The 17,316-nt window shown below is 31.9% G+C and carries 16 protein-coding genes; 8 read left to right on the forward strand and 8 right to left on the reverse strand.

Annotated elements, in window-relative coordinates:
• Window positions 1-135: 135 nt before the first annotated feature.
• Window positions 136-1,761: an L-glutamate gamma-semialdehyde dehydrogenase gene (pruA, locus tag Q4586_RS00520; protein ID WP_303525340.1), complete on the forward strand. Its 1,626-nt coding sequence runs from the start codon at window positions 136-138 to the stop codon at window positions 1,759-1,761.
• A gap of 265 nt (window positions 1,762-2,026) precedes the next feature.
• Here pruA and infB read toward each other — a convergent pair whose 3' ends face one another.
• The 3 genes from infB to rimP all read right to left on the reverse strand — a co-directional run bounded on the left by infB (window position 2,027) and on the right by rimP (window position 6,731).
• Entirely contained in the window at window positions 2,027-4,870 is a 2,844-nt protein-coding gene (gene infB, locus Q4586_RS00525) for a translation initiation factor IF-2 (RefSeq protein WP_068701588.1), read from the reverse strand.
• A gap of 130 nt (window positions 4,871-5,000) precedes the next feature.
• Window positions 5,001-6,257, reverse strand: coding sequence for a transcription termination factor NusA (gene nusA / locus Q4586_RS00530; protein WP_068701590.1), 1,257 nt, complete (start codon window positions 6,255-6,257; stop codon window positions 5,001-5,003).
• Between the two features lie 12 nt (window positions 6,258-6,269).
• A complete protein-coding gene (gene rimP, locus Q4586_RS00535; protein ID WP_068701592.1) occupies window positions 6,270-6,731 on the reverse strand; it encodes a ribosome assembly cofactor RimP in 462 nt (153 codons plus the stop codon).
• 166 nt (window positions 6,732-6,897) lie between these two features.
• On the opposite strand from rimP, the gene Q4586_RS00540 reads away from it, so the two are divergent.
• Entirely contained in the window at window positions 6,898-7,725 is an 828-nt protein-coding gene (locus Q4586_RS00540; RefSeq protein WP_303525348.1) for a universal stress protein, read from the forward strand.
• A gap of 1 nt (window position 7,726) precedes the next feature.
• On the opposite strand, the gene Q4586_RS00545 is transcribed toward Q4586_RS00540, so the two are convergent.
• Genes Q4586_RS00545 through Q4586_RS00555 form a run of 3 tightly spaced genes read right to left on the reverse strand, consistent with a single transcriptional unit; the run spans window position 7,727 to window position 10,556 of the window.
• The gene (locus tag Q4586_RS00545) at window positions 7,727-8,767 is read right to left on the reverse strand and encodes a DUF3089 domain-containing protein (RefSeq protein WP_303525351.1); all 1,041 of its coding nucleotides are present in this window, start codon (window positions 8,765-8,767) and stop codon (window positions 7,727-7,729) included.
• The gene (locus Q4586_RS00550) at window positions 8,754-9,746 is read right to left on the reverse strand and encodes a glycosyltransferase family 4 protein (RefSeq protein ID WP_303525354.1); all 993 of its coding nucleotides are present in this window, start codon (window positions 9,744-9,746) and stop codon (window positions 8,754-8,756) included. Before Q4586_RS00550 ends, Q4586_RS00545 begins: the two co-directional genes overlap by 14 nt.
• Complete coding sequence (locus Q4586_RS00555; RefSeq protein ID WP_303525356.1) at window positions 9,747-10,556, reverse strand: DUF8457 domain-containing protein; 810 nt, start codon at window positions 10,554-10,556, stop codon at window positions 9,747-9,749.
• Window positions 10,557-10,657: 101 nt separating this feature from the next.
• On the opposite strand from Q4586_RS00555, the gene Q4586_RS00560 reads away from it, so the two are divergent.
• From Q4586_RS00560 to mscL, 3 genes are read left to right on the forward strand one after another with little or no spacing between them, the layout of a single operon-like run.
• Window positions 10,658-11,263 carry a thymidine kinase gene (locus tag Q4586_RS00560; protein WP_303525359.1) on the forward strand — a complete coding sequence of 202 codons (606 nt, stop codon included), beginning with the start codon at window positions 10,658-10,660 and terminating at the stop codon, window positions 11,261-11,263.
• On the forward strand, window positions 11,256-12,356 hold the full coding sequence (gene alr / locus Q4586_RS00565; RefSeq protein WP_068701605.1) for an alanine racemase: 1,101 nt from the start codon (window positions 11,256-11,258) through the stop codon (window positions 12,354-12,356). Before Q4586_RS00560 ends, alr begins: the two co-directional genes overlap by 8 nt.
• Window positions 12,357-12,401: 45 nt before the next feature.
• Window positions 12,402-12,812, forward strand: a complete 411-nt coding sequence (gene mscL, locus Q4586_RS00570; protein ID WP_068701607.1) for a large-conductance mechanosensitive channel protein MscL — start codon at window positions 12,402-12,404, stop codon at window positions 12,810-12,812.
• Between the two features lie 67 nt (window positions 12,813-12,879).
• On the opposite strand, the gene Q4586_RS00575 is transcribed toward mscL, so the two are convergent.
• Complete coding sequence (locus Q4586_RS00575) at window positions 12,880-13,470, reverse strand: carboxymuconolactone decarboxylase family protein (protein WP_068701609.1); 591 nt, start codon at window positions 13,468-13,470, stop codon at window positions 12,880-12,882.
• A gap of 112 nt (window positions 13,471-13,582) precedes the next feature.
• Between Q4586_RS00575 and Q4586_RS00580 the strand changes: the two genes are divergently transcribed.
• The 3 genes from Q4586_RS00580 to Q4586_RS00590 all read left to right on the forward strand — a co-directional run bounded on the left by Q4586_RS00580 (window position 13,583) and on the right by Q4586_RS00590 (window position 16,203).
• Window positions 13,583-14,008 (forward strand): OsmC family protein, encoded by a 426-nt coding sequence (locus tag Q4586_RS00580; RefSeq protein ID WP_068701611.1) that lies wholly within the window; start codon window positions 13,583-13,585, stop codon window positions 14,006-14,008.
• A gap of 109 nt (window positions 14,009-14,117) precedes the next feature.
• Window positions 14,118-15,803 (forward strand): single-stranded-DNA-specific exonuclease RecJ, encoded by a 1,686-nt coding sequence (recJ, locus tag Q4586_RS00585; protein WP_068701613.1) that lies wholly within the window; start codon window positions 14,118-14,120, stop codon window positions 15,801-15,803.
• Window positions 15,804-15,858: 55 nt separating this feature from the next.
• Window positions 15,859-16,203 (forward strand): hypothetical protein, encoded by a 345-nt coding sequence (locus Q4586_RS00590; RefSeq protein ID WP_068701615.1) that lies wholly within the window; start codon window positions 15,859-15,861, stop codon window positions 16,201-16,203.
• Between the two features lie 2 nt (window positions 16,204-16,205).
• On the opposite strand, the gene Q4586_RS00595 is transcribed toward Q4586_RS00590, so the two are convergent.
• Window positions 16,206-17,252: an endonuclease/exonuclease/phosphatase family protein gene (locus tag Q4586_RS00595; protein WP_068703867.1), complete on the reverse strand. Its 1,047-nt coding sequence runs from the start codon at window positions 17,250-17,252 to the stop codon at window positions 16,206-16,208.
• Window positions 17,253-17,316: the final 64 nt, after the last annotated feature.

Below are 17,316 nucleotides of genomic sequence, written 5' to 3' on the forward strand. Positions count from 1 at the left end.
TGGTAACTTTGTACTATCAAGCAATTAAAATTTGTTTGACAAAACGAGCCACATAATCTTTGCAAATTAATAGCATTAGATTTTGTTTTTCAATTTTTATTAAAAAATATTTTTTAACACAAACAACATACTAAAATGACAAGAGGATTTTTTAATGTTCCTAAAGCAGTAAACGAACCTGTAAAAGGGTATGCTCCTGGATCTCCAGAAAGAGAAGAATTATTAGCAACATACAAATCAATGTTTAATAGTAATATTGATGTGCCAATGCACATTAATGGTGAAGAAATAAGAACTGGAAACACCAAAAATATTACACCTCCACACGATCACCAACACGTTGTTGGTCAATACCACACAGCCGATAAATCGCATGTAGATACAGCAATTTCAACTGCTTTAGCTGCAAGACAAGAATGGTCTAGTACAAGCTGGATGGAAAGAGCTTCTATCTTTTTAAAGGCTGCAGAATTATTAGCTGGTCCTTATAGAGCAAAAATGAATGCTGCAACAATGATTGCACAATCTAAAAATGTACACCAAGCAGAAATTGATGCTGCTTGTGAAATGATTGACTTCTTCCGTTTTAACGTAGAATTCATGATTGACATATTTAAAGAACAGCCTGCTTCTGCTCCTGGAATTTGGAACAGAGTTGAATATAGACCATTGGAAGGTTTTGTATATGCAATTACTCCTTTTAACTTTACATCTATTGCTGCAAACTTACCTGCTGCTGCTGCTTTAATGGGGAATGTTGTTGTTTGGAAACCATCTGATCATCAAGCATACTCTGCACAAGTAATTGTAGATTTATTTAAAGAAGCTGGTTTACCTGACGGTGTAATTAACGTTGTTTATGGTGATCCTGTAATGATTACTGATACTGTATTAGCTTCTCCAGATTTCTCTGGGTTACACTTTACAGGTTCTACACATGTTTTTAAACATTTATGGAAGCAAATTGGTAACAATATCGATATTTACAAAACATACCCAAGAATTGTTGGAGAAACTGGTGGAAAAGATTTTATCTGGGCACATAACTCAGCAAATCCTTTACAAGTAGCTACAGGAATTACCAGAGGTGCTTTTGAGTTTCAAGGACAAAAATGTTCTGCAGCTTCAAGAGCTTACATTCCTGCTTCTATTTGGGAAGAAGTTAAAGGTCATTTAATTTCACAAGCTGCTGAATTAAAAATGGGTTCTCCTGAAGATCCTGCTAATTTCGTAAACGCAGTTATTCATGAAGGTTCTTTTGATAAAATTGCTAGTTATATTGATGCTGCCAAAGCGGATGCGGATGCAGATATTATTATTGGTGGTGGTCATGATAAATCGAAAGGTTACTTTATTGAGCCAACTGTAATTGTAGCAAAATCACCTACGTATGCTACTATGACAACTGAATTATTCGGGCCTGTTATGACAATTTTTGTATACGAAGATGCTGAATGGGAAGCTTCATTAAAATTAGTAGATGAATCTACTGAGTATGCATTAACAGGTGCTATTTTCTCAACAGACAGATACATTGTTGAAAAAGCTTCTAAAGCTTTAGAAAATGCTGCAGGTAACTTTTATATTAACGACAAGCCAACAGGTGCAGTTGTAGGACAACAACCATTTGGAGGAGCAAGAGCTTCTGGAACAAATGATAAAGCTGGTTCTCCTCAAAACTTATTACGTTGGACATCTGCTCGTTTAATTAAAGAAACATTTGTAACACCAACTGATTATAAATATCCTTTCTTAGGGTAAAATGTATATTATAAAACACATTATTAAACCTCTTGATCTAAAATCAAGAGGTTTTTTTATTATAAATCAATCAGATATTTGTAGCGTTATTAAGTAATATATAACATATCCGCAATATGTTGCCTCCTAAAAAGTAATAAATCCCCTTAAAATAAACCCTTAACTTATGTGTTACGTTTTTTTACATAAAACTGAAACAATTTCTTTTGTAAAAAATAAAAAGGTGCTTTATAAAGCACCTTTTTATTTTTATTGAAGTAAAGTTTTATTTTAACTTCTTCTTTACTGCTACTTCAGTGTAAGCTTCAATTGTATCGCCTTCTACAATATCATTGTATCCTTTAATTTGAAGTCCACAATCATATCCTTTAGTTACTTCTTTAACATCGTCTTTAAAACGTTTTAATGAAGTTAATGAACCATCATGTACTACAATTCCGTCTCTAATAATACGGATTTTAGCATCACGAGTAATCTTACCTGTCATCACCATACATCCTGCAATGTTACCAACTTTAGAAATTTTATAAACTTCTCTAATTTCAACATTACCAAGAACTTCTTCTTTCATTTCAGGAGATAGCATTCCTTCCATTGCGTCTTTAAGATCGTTAATAGCATCGTAGATAATAGAGTATGTTCTAATATCAACTTCTTCTCTGTCTGCAACTACACGTGCATTTCCTTGAGGACGCACATTAAATCCAACAATAATGGCATCTGAAGCGGTTGCCAATAACACATCCGATTCGGTAATTGCTCCAACTCCTTTATGTAAAATATTTACTTGAATTTCTTCAGTAGATAATTTTTGGAATGAATCTGTTAAGGCTTCTACCGAACCATCTACATCTCCTTTTAAGATAATGTTTAGTTCTTTGAAATCTCCTAACGCAATACGACGACCAATTTCTGCTAATGTTAATGTTTTTTGAGTTCTTACCGATTGCTCACGTTGTAATTGAGAACGTTTTGCTGCAATTTGCTTCGCTTCACGCTCATCTTCAAATACATTAAACTTATCACCAGCTTGTGGTGCACCGTCTAAACCTAATATTGATACTGGTGTAGAAGGGCCTGCTTCTAAAACTTTCTTTCCTTTATCATCAAACATAGCTCTTACTTTACCACTATGTTTACCTGCTAAAATATAATCTCCAATTTTTAACGTACCTGCTTGTACTAAAATTGTTGACACATATCCTCTACCCTTATCTAATAATGCTTCAACAACTGCTCCTGTTGCATTTTTATCTGGGTTTGCTTTTAATTCTAAAATTTCAGCTTCTAATAAAACTTTTTCTAATAACTCAGGAATTCCCTGACCTGTTTTTGCTGAAATATCTTGCGATTGTATGTTACCTCCCCACTCTTCAATTAATAAATTCATTGAAGATAATTGTGTTTTCACATTATCTGGGTTTGCGTTTGGCTTATCAATCTTATTAATTGCAAATATGATTGGCACACCTGCAGCTTGTGCGTGTGATATTGCTTCTTTTGTTTGAGGCATTACATCATCATCGGCAGCAACTACAATAATTACTAAATCGGTTACTTGAGCTCCACGAGCACGCATTGCTGTAAAGGCTTCGTGACCCGGTGTATCTAAAAATGCAATTTTTTGATCGCCAACAGGAACTGCATACGCACCAATGTGCTGCGTAATTCCTCCTGATTCTCCATCAATTACATTTGCTTTACGAATGTAATCTAATAACGATGTTTTACCGTGATCTACGTGACCCATTACTGTAATAATTGGTGCACGTGTTATTAAGTCTTCTGGTTTGTCCTCTACTTCTTCGATAGATTCTTCTACCTCAGCTCCAACAAATTCTACTTTATAATTAAACTCTTCTGCAACAATAACTAATGTTTCAGCATCTAAACGCTGATTCATCGTTACCATCATTCCTAACATCATACATGAAGAAATAATGTTAGTTACAGGTACATCCATCATTGTAGCAACTTCACTTACGGTAACAAATTCTGTTACTTTTAATATTTTGTTATCTAAAGCTTGTGCTTCCTGTTCTGCTTCAGTTTGTTCTCTGTGAGCATCTCTTTTATTTCTACGGTATTTTGCTCCTTTTCCTTTTTTAGATTTACCTTGAAGTCTTTCTAAAGTTTCACGTACTTGCTTTTGTACTTCTGCTTCTGTTGGTTCTTCTTTTTTAACGGCTGGTCTTTGAGCACCTCTACCCCTAAATCCTGGGCGATTATTACCGCCTCTATTACCTCCACGGTTTTGATTAGGTCTTGCTGTTCCACCTGTTTTATTAGGTGTACCAGGTTTGCTAATTCTTTTACGTTTCTTTTTATCCCCGTCAGACTTAGCGTCAGGTTTTTTCTTCTTAGGTCTTTCAAATTGTTTTAAATCAATTTTTTGACCTGTAATTTTAGGACCGTCTAATTTTTTATACTGCGTTTTAATTTTCTCAGCAGTTTCTGGAGTAACTTCGGGTGCTTTTTCCTCTTTTACTTCCTCTTTTTTAGTTTCCGTAGCCTTTACTGTTGGTTTTTCTTCAACTTTTTTAGGTGCTTCTTTAACTATTTTAAACTTAGCTTTTACAGGCTTTCGTCTTTCAACCTTTGCAGGTTCTTTTTTAGTTTCCGCTACCTTTTCTATTGGCTTTGGTGTTTCTTTTTTAGGCTCTTCAGCAGGTTTTTCTTCTTTAAGTGCTGCTACTTCTTTTTTAGGTGCTTCTTCTTTAGGTTCTGATTTTTCTTCGACTTTTTTACCAGTACTTACATCAATTTTACCTACAGTTTTAAGCTCTAATTTTTTAGCTTTGGCTTTTAAAACTTCTTGCTTTTTAGCTTCGTCTTCTAACCTCTTCTTCTCTTGCTCTTCTTCTGCCTGTATACGAATAGCTTCTTTTTCTTTACGTTTTTCTTCGCTTACTTCTTTAGAGGCTACCTTCTTAGATTTATCTGTTTGAAAACCATCAAATAATATTTGATATTCTTTATCAGAAATTTTAGTAGTAGGACGAGCTTCTATTTCATGACCACTTTTAGCTAAGTGTTCTACAGCTCTATCTAAAGAAATGTTTAATTCTCTTAATACTTTATTGAGTCTTAATTTGTTGCCTTCAGCCATAAATTATTTTATACTTTATATTCAAAGAACACACTTTATAGGTTAGTATAGTTATGTTCTTTTTCTTTTATTGTCAGATTTCGTATTAATTCTCATCAATTTTGCAGGAGACTGACTTCCTTTATATTGTTTATTCTTCGAATTCTTCTCTTAAAACTCGTTGAACATCTAAAATTGTTTCTTCTTCTAAATCGGTTCTTTGTACTAACATAGAAACATCTTTTTCAAGTACACTTTTAGCTGTATCTAAACCTATTTTTTTGAATTCTTCAATTACCCACGCTTCAATTTCATCAGAAAATTCTGTTAACTCAACATCTTCTTCCTCTAAACCTTCACGTTGTACATCTATTTCGTAACCAGTTAATTCACTAGCTAAACGAATATTAACTCCTGAACGACCAATTGCTTTTGATACTTCTTCTGGCTTTAATAAAACGCTTACACGTCCTTTTTTTCCATTTTTTTCTTCTTCGTAAGGCTTAATATCAACTGAAGTTACTTTTGCAGGGCTTAATGCTCTTGCTACAAATAACGACTCATTTTTGGTATAATTGATTACATCAATATTTTCGTTTCCTAATTCACGAACAATACCGTGAATACGAGATCCTTTTACCCCTACACAAGCTCCTACTGGGTCGATTCTATCATCATAAGAATCAACGGCGATTTTTGCTTTATCTCCTGGTATTCTCGCAACACCTTCGATAGTAATTAATCCGTCAAAAACCTCAGGAATTTCTTGCTCAAATAATTTTACTAAAAATGCTGGTGAAGTTCTTGATAAAATAATAGCTGGTTTGTTACCTCTTAATTCTACCGATTTTATAACTCCTCTAACTGCATCTCCTTTTCTAAAAAAATCTGAACGAATTTGTTCGCTTTTTGGCAAAACAATTTCATTTCCTTCATCATCTAACAAAATTACTGCATTATGACGAATATGGTGTACTTCTGCACTATAAATTTCACCTTCTAAATCTTTAAATTGCTTAAATATATTAGTACTATCGTGTTCATGTATTTTAGAAATTAGGTTTTGACGTAATGCTAAAATTGCACGTCTACCTAAATCGATTAACTTTACTTCTTCTGATACATCTTCACCTATTTCAAAATCTGGCTCGATTCTTCTAGCTTCTGCAAGCTCAATCTCTTCATTATCATCTTCAGAAAAACCATCTGCTACAACAATTCGGTTTCTCCAAATTTCTAAATCTCCTTTATCAGGATTAATAATTATATCGAAGTTATCGTCAGATCCAAACCTACGCTTTAATGCTGCACGAAACACTTCTTCTAAGATAGCCATTAAGGTTACCCTATCTATACTTTTATTATCTTTAAACTCTGAAAATGACTCAATTAACGCAATATTTTCCATTTCATTCTCTTATTAAAATATGATCTTCACTTTTGCTTCTTTAATATCTTCATACGTTAAAATCATTGTTTTTTCTACCGTATGTTTTCCTTTACCTATCGGTTTAGGTTCTCGTGCTTTCCAATACAACGTAATATTCTCTTCTGTTGCTTCGGTTAACGTCCCTTCGAATTCTTCAGTTGCTGTTTTAACTTTTAAAATTCTATTTATATTTTTTTTATACTGACGTTTAACAGTAAGTGGATGAGCAATATCTGGAGTAGTTACTTCTAAAGAGAAATCTTCTTCCTCTCTATCTAAATTGTTTTCTATTTTTCTACTAATACGAATACATTCATTTAAGGGCACTCCTGAATCTCCGTCTACAATCACTTTTATTTTACTGTTTGCTAAAAATTGCAAATCAATTAAATATAATGATTCGTTTTCTTGCAAAGCTTCGTCTAATAATTCTTTTACTATCTCTTGATTCATCCTAAGGTATAAAAAGAGGGGACTATCGTCCCCTTCCATCCATCTAATTAATAAATTTGCTGCAAAGATAGTAAGTTATTACTTAATACACAAACTCCGCTACGCTTTCTACTTTGATTATTTTTTTGTAAATTGAAAGAGCTATCTATCTTTAAACCTTTTTATTATGAAAAAAATTTTACTTCCAATCGATTTTTCAAAACATTCTGAATACGCATCAAAACTTGCTTCTAAAATAGCTTTAAAAACTGATGGCGAAATTCATTTAATTCATATGATAGAACTACCTAGTGGTTTTAATGATGTCGCTTCAGGAACAAACATAAGTATACCTGAAAGCATGTTATACATTAAAAAAATTAAAGAGAAACTTATTGATTTTAAAACTAAATTTTTTCCAAAAGTTGAAAAGGTATATCATGCTATACGTTTTCAAAATCCCTATGAAGGAATTAGAGATTATTCTAAAAAAATCAATGCTAACTTAATTATCATGGGATCTAAAGGGCAAACAGCTTTAGAAGAAATATTAATTGGATCTAACACCGAAAAAACAGTTAGAAACTCAGACATACCTGTAATAATCACTAAAAAAGATAACGATAATTTTAAATTAAAAAAACTTGTTTTTGCTTCTACTTTTGAAAATGACGAAGCAAAGGCGCTTGAAGGTTTTTTAGATTTCGCTTCAAAGTTTAAAAGTAAAATACATTTTTTAACAGTTAATACTCCTAATAATTTTGAAAACACAACAGAGTCTAAGAACAAAATAGAAGCCTTTATTAAAAAATATAATGTGAAAGATTATTCTATAAAAGTTTATAATGACAAGACTGTACAGGATGGAATTTTAAATTATTCAAACGAAAATAACATTGATATGGTTTCACTTGCAACACACGGAAGAAGTGGTTTGTCTCGTTTTTTTAACGGAAGTGTATCGATAGATTTATCAAAAAACATTTTAAAACCCGTACTTACTTTTAAAGTATAGTTTACTTAGGGTTAAAAACTTGCTTTCTTTTCCAACTTTTAACTCTTAGTAAACTATTTTCTCGTATATCTTGCCAAAATAAATTGATGTCACCTACATGATAATTTTTAAGAAAAGACATAAAAAAACGTAACGGAAATTTAGGGTTTGTTGCCCAAACTAAACCATCGGTAATTTGAATTGCTAATGCTTTTTTATACATTTTACCATTACTATACAAAAATCCTTTGTGTTGATTTAGAATTGTTGTTTTCTCATTATTCCATGTTATGGGATTACTTGTTACAGCGCCTTTATACCATTTTTTGTTTTTCGGAAAATGCCCTTTTTTAAAGGTGTTCCATGAAACAAAACCCCCATTTTCATCGGGAGTTATCATTGGTTTTATTGATATAAATTCATCTTTTTCAACTCTCATTCCAGGAATATAAGCTGCAATTAATTTTTTCTGCAAAGGCTTTTCATCAAAAAAATCCTTTAATAATTGTATTGCATGCAAAGCCCCCTGACTATGCCCTGCTATAATTATCGGTCGGTTTTTATTGTATTTTTTTAAATAAACTTCAAAAGCATTTTTTACGTCTTGGTAAGCTAAATTTAATGCCTTATCTCCTCCTATTTTATATTTATTATCAAAAGATCGATAATGTGCTTGCCTATAAAAAGGTACATATACTCTACCTGAAGTTGCAAAGACAGAGGCTTGATATAATACTGACGAATTGAGTACTTTATCATTTTGAACCTCATCATTTAAAGGAACATTCCAACGATTATCTTTTTTACTTGTATTTAAAGTAGGATAAATAAAAAAAACATCCGCCTGTAAAGTATCTATTTGTTTAGACGCGTATTCTTGAAAATTTTTAGGATATTTAGAAGGTAATACCGCCCATGAACGCTCCAATTGATAGTCTGGTTTTAACGGCGTGTTTTTAACGTTAAATACTTGTGTATCGTACGTAGATTTACAACTAACTAAAGCAAGCATTAAAACGATAGCAATATTAACTTTAAACACTCTAACCCTATAACTTTTCATACAGTTCCACCAATTCTTGAGCTTCTTTTTTTGCGCTCCAATTTTTTAAAATCTCAGTTCTTGCAACCACTCCTAACTCAGGTAATTCATTTTTAATCACTTTAACAAGTATAGCTTTTAGTTCTTCTTTATTTCCTACTTCAAACAAATACCCCGATTGATTTTCTGTAATTAATTCAGAGTGTACTCCCACATTTTTTGTTGCTATTGTTGTAGTTTCACATGACATTGCTTCAGCACAAACTAAAGAAAAACCTTCTGTATATGATGGAATTACTGCTATTTTAGCTACCTGATAATACGATACAATATCTGTAGTCTCATCAATAAAATAAACTTGTTTTTCAATGTTATTATCTGCCACAACTTGTTTTAACTCTTCTAAAAACTCAGGTTTATCAACCTTACCCACAATTACTATTGCCCAATCTGTAAAGTTTTTTATTTGAGTAGCCAATGCTGCTACCAAATCTTTTTGTCCTTTTGCTTTTCGAACTCTACCAGCACAAAGAATAATATTTTTTTGAGATATGTTTTTTAACTGAACTCCTTTTTTAGGCGCAAACAACGAAGTATTTACTCCATGGGATACTTTTGTATTCTTTATCCCTAAATTTTTATGCATTGATTTTGTTAAAGTAACAACCGCATCTGATTTTTTTAATAAAAACCTTGTAAAGCCCGAGGGGCTTGTTTCGGCATGTCTTGTTGCTACAATTTTAAATTTGGCTCCTAAAAAACGATACCATAAAATTTTAAGAATTTCGTTATTTCTATGGCAATGAACAATGACCTTTTTATTTGAAAATAATAACTTTTTTAATACTGAAGTTGGTATTTTTTCACCTTCAATACCATAACCGTAAAGATAGGTTTCGCATATATTTTTTAAATCTGGAAGCGTATTTTCAATACTACGCGTAACTCCCGTTCTTCTTTTATGAAAATGTGTATGTATAACTATTAAATCTGATTTCATCTACGAAAACCTTCTTTCAATTATTTCAAATAGTCGTGCTTCATGTACTTCTTTTTCAGACCAATCATAATCTGGCTTTATCATTTTACTGATAAACTTCTTCGCTTCTTTTTCTGTTTTAAATGTATTTAATTGAGACACTACTCTATTAAAATCACTTTGACTACCGTCAAACAAATGCTTTACAAAAACAATCCTATCATTTAAATCTATTTGAATTGTGCTTTGTAAATGATCATTTAATGATTTTTTAGCATCTACTTTTTCAAATAAATCTGCCATCACATCAACCGAAATAGTTCCTTCTAATTCATCTTCAAGAGTTGCTGTTTTTATTTCTCCAACATCTTTTACATCATCCTTAACAGTATCATCCTCTTTAAATAATAAACTTTCTATCTCATCAAAAGGTTGCTCTATAATTTCCTTTACTTCTACCTCTGCAACTACTTCTTCTTTAACTTTCGTTTCTATAACATCAACTGTTACATCATCTTTTTCATCTTTTATAAAAACTGCCGTATCTTCTTTCTTAGGTTCAAAAACTTCTTCTACCTTTTCAATAACAGCTTTAACTTTATTTTCTTTAAACTTATTTTCTTCAGCCAACAAAACACTTTGCAATAGTTCTTCTTTTGTTTTTAAAGAATTAGGCGTATTATTAATATACTCTTCTACGTATGCTAAAACCGAAAGTTTTTCATAAACTTCGTGTGCTTTCTGCTTCAACACAAACACATCTTCTTTATTTTTCATCTGTAAAATACTGTGTGCTATACTGGTTAAATCGGATGCTAGTTTTTTGTGCATAAGTTGTTGTTTGAATTTAAAATTTGCTATTAAATTTTAATAAATTTGTTGCTTACTCGAAAGTAAGACAAAAATCAATAATTAGCGGTTAAAATTACAAAATGTTTCTTGAAAATACAGTAAATCATACAGAACAATTTGGTTGGATTGAGGTAATTTGTGGCTCAATGTTTTCGGGTAAAACCGAAGAGTTAATTCGTAGACTAAAACGTGCGCAGTTTGCAAAACAGCGTGTAGAAATATTTAAACCTTCGGTAGATACTCGTTATGATGATGAAGAGGTCGTATCACATAATGCAACCCGAATTAGATCGACTCCGGTACCAGCATCTTCAAATATTCGTTTACTAGCTAACAATGTAGATGTTGTTGGCATTGACGAAGCACAATTTTTTGACAATGAAATTGTGGCTGTTTGTAACGATTTAGCAAACAGAGGTATCCGTGTTATTGTGGCTGGTTTAGATATGGATTTTAAAGGAAATCCTTTTGGCCCTATGCCAGCATTAATGGCCACAGCCGAATATGTTACAAAAGTACATGCCGTTTGTACACACACAGGAAACTTAGCACATTATAGTCACAGAAAAGCTTTAAATGACGATTTGGTTTTATTGGGCGAAACCCAAGAGTACGAACCCTTAAGTAGAGCTGCTTACTATAAAGCAATGCAAAAACAATATAAAGAAAAATTATCTGATGAATAATCATGTTACTGTTTTAGAAATTGATGCGAAATCTGTAGCACATAATCTTGCTTATTTTAAACAAAAATTAAACCCTTCAACTAAAATATTAGCTGTTGTAAAAGCTTTTGGCTATGGTAGTGAAGCTGTAGAAATTGCTAAATTACTTCAAGACAAAGTTAATTATTTTGCAGTGGCTTACTCAAATGAAGGTATTATTTTACGTGAAGCTGGTATTAAAACACCTATTTTAGTTTTACATCCGCAAATACAGAATTTAGCAGAAATTATAAAGCATCGATTAGAGCCTAATTTATACAATTTTAAAATATTTGATGCTTTTTTACAGCTAGCAGATGAAAAAACCTTAATGAATTACCCAGTTCACATCAAATTTAATACTGGTTTAAATAGGTTAGGTTTTTGGCATACTGATACACCTGCTCTTATTGCTCAATTAAAAGAATCAAACAACATAAAAGTTGCTTCTATCTTTTCGCACTTAGCTGCCAGTGAAGACCCCAACGAACAAGAGTTTACCATCGGTCAAATAAATAATTTTGCTTATATCATAAAACAAATTTATGAGCATTTAGGTTACAAGCCTATGATTCATATTCTAAATACTTCTGGCGTTATAAATTATCCACAAGCTCAGTTTGACATGGTGCGTATTGGAATTGGTTTATACGGTTTTGGAAACAACGAACAAGAAACAGCTCAGTTAAAAAACACCCACAGTTTAAAATCAATCATTTCACAAATACACCTAATTCAACCTGGTGAAACTGTCGGATACAATAGAGCATTTGTTGCTAGTAAACCAACACGTAGTGCTACAATTCCTATTGGGCATGCCGATGGTATTTCACGTAAACTAGGAAACAAAGAAGGTTTTGTGTTTATCAACAATCAACCTGCTCCTATTATAGGAAATGTTTGCATGGATATGATCATGGTAGATGTTACAAAAATTGATTGTAAAGAAGGTGATGAAGTTATTATATTTAACCACCAACAACACATACAATACATGGCTCATAAATGCGAAACCATTCCTTATGAAACACTTACAGCCATATCACAACGCGTAAAAAGATTGGTGAAACGCTAATTTTTTTATATTTTTCAACGCTATTAACTATTAAAAACAAAAATAATGGGAATGCTTAAAGAATTTAAAGAGTTTGCAATGAAAGGTAACTTAGTCGACATAGCTGTTGGTTTTGTTATGGGTGCTGCTTTTAAACAAGTAGTAACCTCTTTTACTGGCGGAATCGTTTCACCTTTAATTGGTTTATTATTTAATGCTGATTTTAAAGACCTAAAATACATCGCAAAACAAGGAGTAGCCGATGAAACTGGTAAAATCACAGGAGAAGTCGCAATTCTTTACGGTGAGTTTTTAACTAATATTATCGATTTTATTATCGTTGCATTTGTAATGTTTATGGTTGTAAAAGGTGTTAACGCTTTAAAGAAAAAAGAAGAACCAGCTCCTGAAGCCCCAAAAGGACCTAGCCAGGAAGACTTATTAGGAGAGATTAGAGATTTACTTAAAAATAAATAATATCTGTTACCAATAAAAAAAGCCGGTAAAATTAAATTTTACCGGCTTTTTTTATTGGTTTATATTTTTAAACATGCTTTCCTTTTTCCCAGCCATGTTTCCCTAAATATTGATTTCCACTTTCTACTGCTCCATCTTCAATTGATGTCCCCATAGAATCATTCCATCTATTTAAATATCCGAAGAGAGAAATCACTCCTAACATCTCTACAATTTCACCTTCATCCCAATATTTATACAATTCTGTTTTTATCTTATCATCCACCATATTTGGCACCATCGATGCCGCTAATGAAAAATCTAACGCAGCACGCTCTGCATCCGAAAAAGCAGGGTGTGTTTTATATTCCCAAATATTATCTAACTGCTCCTGTTCTGCTCCATAGCGCTCTGCAGCTCTAATAGCATGCGCTTGACAATACCTACAACCTGTAGCATTACTTGACACCCAAGCAATCATTCTTTTTAAGGCTGATGTTACTTTTCCCTCATTCGCCATTACTGCTTTATTTAAATTGATAAAAGCTTTTGAAATGGCAGGACGACGCTGCATTGTTAAAACCGAATTCGGGCAAAACCCAAGGGTTTCGTTAAAAAATTCAGCTAATTCTTTTGTTTCTTTATCATGCTCTGCTGATAATGGTGTTACTAATGGCATATATTCTATTTTATTAATACTATTTTTACTGTAAGTTTGTCTTTAAGTTCAATAAATTTTATCGACACTATATTAAATTCGCTTACGCAAGAAACAAAAAAAAAATTAGATTATGGCATCACACACAGTTACAACAGTTTGGAAAGAAAACATGCAATTTGAAACCGACAATCCTAGTGGACATAAAACCTTTATAGATGTAGGCGAGGAAAATGGAGGAAAAGGAGATGGATTAAGACCAAAAGCCATGATGTTATCTGCCTTAGCAGGATGCTCGGGTGTAGATGTAATTCCGTTATTAGAAAAAATGCGTATCTCTGTTGATGATTTTAAAATTGAAATTACAGGAGAGTTAACAGAAGAGCATCCAAAATACTATCATAAAGTTTTTGTTGATTATCATTTTTACGGAACCAATTTAAACGAAGATAAAATTAACAAAGCGGTACAATTATCGGTTGATAAATATTGTGGCGTAATGGAAATGTTTAGACGATTTGCTGAAATAAAAATCAATAATCATTTTCATAATCAATAAACATTCGTATTAATTGATAACTTTTACGTCATTCTAAATTTATTTCAGAATCACACATAATAAACAACTGAAGGTTAACTTACTAATCCTTTCGTTTTAAATTAAAAATATGCGTTGGACTTTAAAGCAAGAACCCGATTCTAAAAAAGTAACTCAACTAGCTAAAGAATTATCCATCAATAAAACCCTAGCTAAAATTTTGGTACAACGTAATATTGATAGTTTTGATAAAGCAAAACAGTTTTTTCGCCCTTCATTAAACGATTTACACGATCCGTTTTTAATGAAAGATATGGCTATTGCTGTTCAGCGAATTGAAAAAGCAATTGCTAACAACGAAAATATTTTAGTTTTTGGGGATTATGATGTTGATGGAACTACTGCCGTTTCTTTAATGTCGTCTTATTTAAAAACAATTCACCCAAATATTGCCACTTATATTCCCGATAGATATGCCGAAGGTTATGGTGTTTCTTATATGGGTATTGATTTTGCACACGATAACGATTTCTCTTTAATTATCGCTTTAGATTGCGGTATAAAAGCCATTGAAAAAGTTGCATACGCATCTGATAAAAACATCGATTTTATTATTTGCGACCACCATAAACCCGGAACAGAAGTACCGAAAGCCGTCGCTATTTTAAACCCGAAGCAAGTAGATTGCTATTACCCGTATGATGAATTATGTGGTTGCGGTGTTGGTTTTAAATTGATACAAGCATTGGCATCCAAAAGAAATCAAACGATTGATGACTTAGTAGCTTATTTAGATTTGGTAGCCACTGCAATTGCTGCAGATATTGTACCAATGACTGGCGAAAACAGAACTTTAGCCTATTGGGGATTGCAAATAATTAACTCGCAACCCAGAAACGGAATTAAAGCAATTATTCATCAATTAGATAAAAAAGAATTAACCATTACTGATGTTGTTTTTATTATCGCTCCGCGGATTAATGCCGCTGGTAGAATGAAACATGGTAACCATGCGGTCGAATTACTAACCGAAATGGATTTTGAAACTGCAATTGATTTTGCTGCATCCATAGAAAAATATAATTCTGATAGAAAAGAACTCGACAAAAAAATTACACAAGAAGCCTTACTTCAAATTGAAAACAATGATGAAACTAAGAAATTTACCTCAGTTGTTTATAACGAAAACTGGCATAAAGGGGTTATCGGAATTGTAGCTTCTCGTTTAATAGAAACCTATTATCGTCCAACTTTAGTTTTTACCAAAAGTGGCGATAAATTAGCCGCTTCAGCACGCTCTGTAAAAGGGTTTGATGTGTATAATGCTTTAGAGCAATGTAGTGAGTTTATTGAGCAATTTGGCGGCCATAAATATGCTGCTGGTTTAACGCTATTACCAGAACAATACGAAAATTTTAAAAACAAATTTGAAGAAGTAGTTGCAACAACCATCGATAAAAACTTATTAACCCCAGAAATTAGTATCGATTCCGAGTTAGATTTAGAAGATATATCTCCTAAATTTTATAGAATATTACAACAAATGGCACCTTTTGGTCCACAAAACCTAAAACCAACCTTTACCACCTCATCGGTTAGAGATAATGGTTACGGAAAACCTGTTGGAGCTGATAAAACACATTTGAAATTAAATATTATTTACGGCTCAGACAAAAGAACTTATAATGCTATTGGTTTTAACTTAGGTAATAAAATGTCGTCAATTCAAAATGAATTTGATATTGTATATACCTTAGATGAAAATACTTGGCAAGGAAACACCTCAATTCAATTAGTCTTAAAAGATTTAAAATAATTTATTTAGATTAATTCTAAATAAATTATATATTTGTTTCCATAATAAATTATTTATGGAAGAAATTATAAAAATATACGACAACGAAATAGGAATTGCATTTCATTGGAAAAACAAAAGTGCTAATTTAATTCAGTTAATATTTCGTGACACAGGTTTTCATTTAACCGTACATGAAATTGAAGTTTTTTTAGAGAAGGTACTAGATTCTAAAAACCAAAAAAACTGTGCCACTTGTGTAAAAGGTGATAATTGTAAATCTATCTTATTACAAACACCCTCAAATAAAGTAAGCATGGCGGTATCAATAATAGAACTAAGTCAGATAGATGACTTACTTAAAGGTACTTTATTTCAAATGCGAATGAATAACTACCTTAACGATTTATGTAAAAATTAAAGTTATTTCTCTTTAATTACATACATGTAAACTGGGTAATGATCGCTATAACCGCCAGTGTATTTTCCGCTTGAAAAACTTCTGAAAGGATACCCTTTATAGCGTCCTTTTTTTTCAGTTAAAAATTGTTTATTAAAAATTGCTGACTTAAACATTTTAAAAGATGAAAAATCTTTTTCTCCCCTATCTAAAAGTGGAGCACTAATAATTATTTGATCAAATAAATTAATTTTATCTCGATACATTAACGTATTAAATCCGCGTCGAAACATATTTTCGTAAGGATTATAAAGACTCCCTTCTATAACATCTTTCTTTTTTGCCTTCGTTTTTAAAACCGTTTTTAAACTTGAATTTATAGGGTCGTCATTAAAATCGCCAATAATAAATACTTTTGGTTTCGGGTCATTCTCTTTAATTTTTTCTATAATTTGAGTTACTTTATATGCGGCTTTTTCACGCAATGGCCTACTCTTTTTTTCTCCTCCTCTACGCGATGGCCAATGATTTACGATTACATGAATTAATTCATCATCTAAATAACCAGAAACCCACAATATATCTCGGGTATACACTTTTTTATTTTCTTTATACACATTCGGATTAAAAGCCTCAAAGTGAATCGGTTTAAAATATTTTTCTTGATATAAAAGTGCAACATCAATACCTCGTTTGTCAGGAGAATCAAAATGAATAATTTTATATTCTTTTGATTTTAATTTATCTGAACTCACTAAATCTTCTAATACTTTTTTGTTTTCTACCTCAGCAACGCCCAGAATAGCAGGACTTGTATTTGTTTTTTCTGCACCTAATTGTGATATAACCTTACTTAACTTATCAATCTTATCTTTATAAATTTCTTCGCGACCATGCTGAATATGCATTATCGGACTCGCTTCATCATTTTTTTCAACATCATTAACTGTATCAAAAAGGTTTTCAAGATTATAAAATCCAATAGTTCTTATTTTATAGCTTTTATTGGTTTGTTGCGCATAAGAAAACGACGCTATAAATACTAAAACGATACAAACTATTCTTTTAATCATTTTTAAAATTTTTCTTAAAAATACTATAAAAAAAAGAGAATGGTTACAATTCCCAAAAAAA

The organism is Tenacibaculum soleae (genome assembly GCF_030549005.1).
Taxonomy (GTDB): domain Bacteria; phylum Bacteroidota; class Bacteroidia; order Flavobacteriales; family Flavobacteriaceae; genus Polaribacter; species Polaribacter soleae.

Excerpts from the sequence above, each read along its gene's own strand:
- pruA (WP_303525340.1), top strand. The coding sequence starts at position 136 with ATGACAAGAGGATTTTTTAATGTTCCTAAAGCAGTAAACGAACCTGTA.
- infB (WP_068701588.1), bottom strand. The coding sequence starts at position 4,870 with ATGGCTGAAGGCAACAAATTAAGACTCAATAAAGTATTAAGAGAATTA.
- nusA (WP_068701590.1), bottom strand. The coding sequence starts at position 6,257 with ATGGAAAATATTGCGTTAATTGAGTCATTTTCAGAGTTTAAAGATAAT.
- rimP (WP_068701592.1), bottom strand. The coding sequence starts at position 6,731 with ATGAATCAAGAGATAGTAAAAGAATTATTAGACGAAGCTTTGCAAGAA.
- Q4586_RS00540 (WP_303525348.1), top strand. The coding sequence starts at position 6,898 with ATGAAAAAAATTTTACTTCCAATCGATTTTTCAAAACATTCTGAATAC.
- Q4586_RS00545 (WP_303525351.1), bottom strand. The coding sequence starts at position 8,767 with ATGAAAAGTTATAGGGTTAGAGTGTTTAAAGTTAATATTGCTATCGTT.
- Q4586_RS00550 (WP_303525354.1), bottom strand. The coding sequence starts at position 9,746 with ATGAAATCAGATTTAATAGTTATACATACACATTTTCATAAAAGAAGA.
- Q4586_RS00555 (WP_303525356.1), bottom strand. The coding sequence starts at position 10,556 with ATGCACAAAAAACTAGCATCCGATTTAACCAGTATAGCACACAGTATT.
- Q4586_RS00560 (WP_303525359.1), top strand. The coding sequence starts at position 10,658 with ATGTTTCTTGAAAATACAGTAAATCATACAGAACAATTTGGTTGGATT.
- alr (WP_068701605.1), top strand. The coding sequence starts at position 11,256 with ATGAATAATCATGTTACTGTTTTAGAAATTGATGCGAAATCTGTAGCA.
- mscL (WP_068701607.1), top strand. The coding sequence starts at position 12,402 with ATGGGAATGCTTAAAGAATTTAAAGAGTTTGCAATGAAAGGTAACTTA.
- Q4586_RS00575 (WP_068701609.1), bottom strand. The coding sequence starts at position 13,470 with ATGCCATTAGTAACACCATTATCAGCAGAGCATGATAAAGAAACAAAA.
- Q4586_RS00580 (WP_068701611.1), top strand. The coding sequence starts at position 13,583 with ATGGCATCACACACAGTTACAACAGTTTGGAAAGAAAACATGCAATTT.
- recJ (WP_068701613.1), top strand. The coding sequence starts at position 14,118 with ATGCGTTGGACTTTAAAGCAAGAACCCGATTCTAAAAAAGTAACTCAA.
- Q4586_RS00590 (WP_068701615.1), top strand. The coding sequence starts at position 15,859 with ATGGAAGAAATTATAAAAATATACGACAACGAAATAGGAATTGCATTT.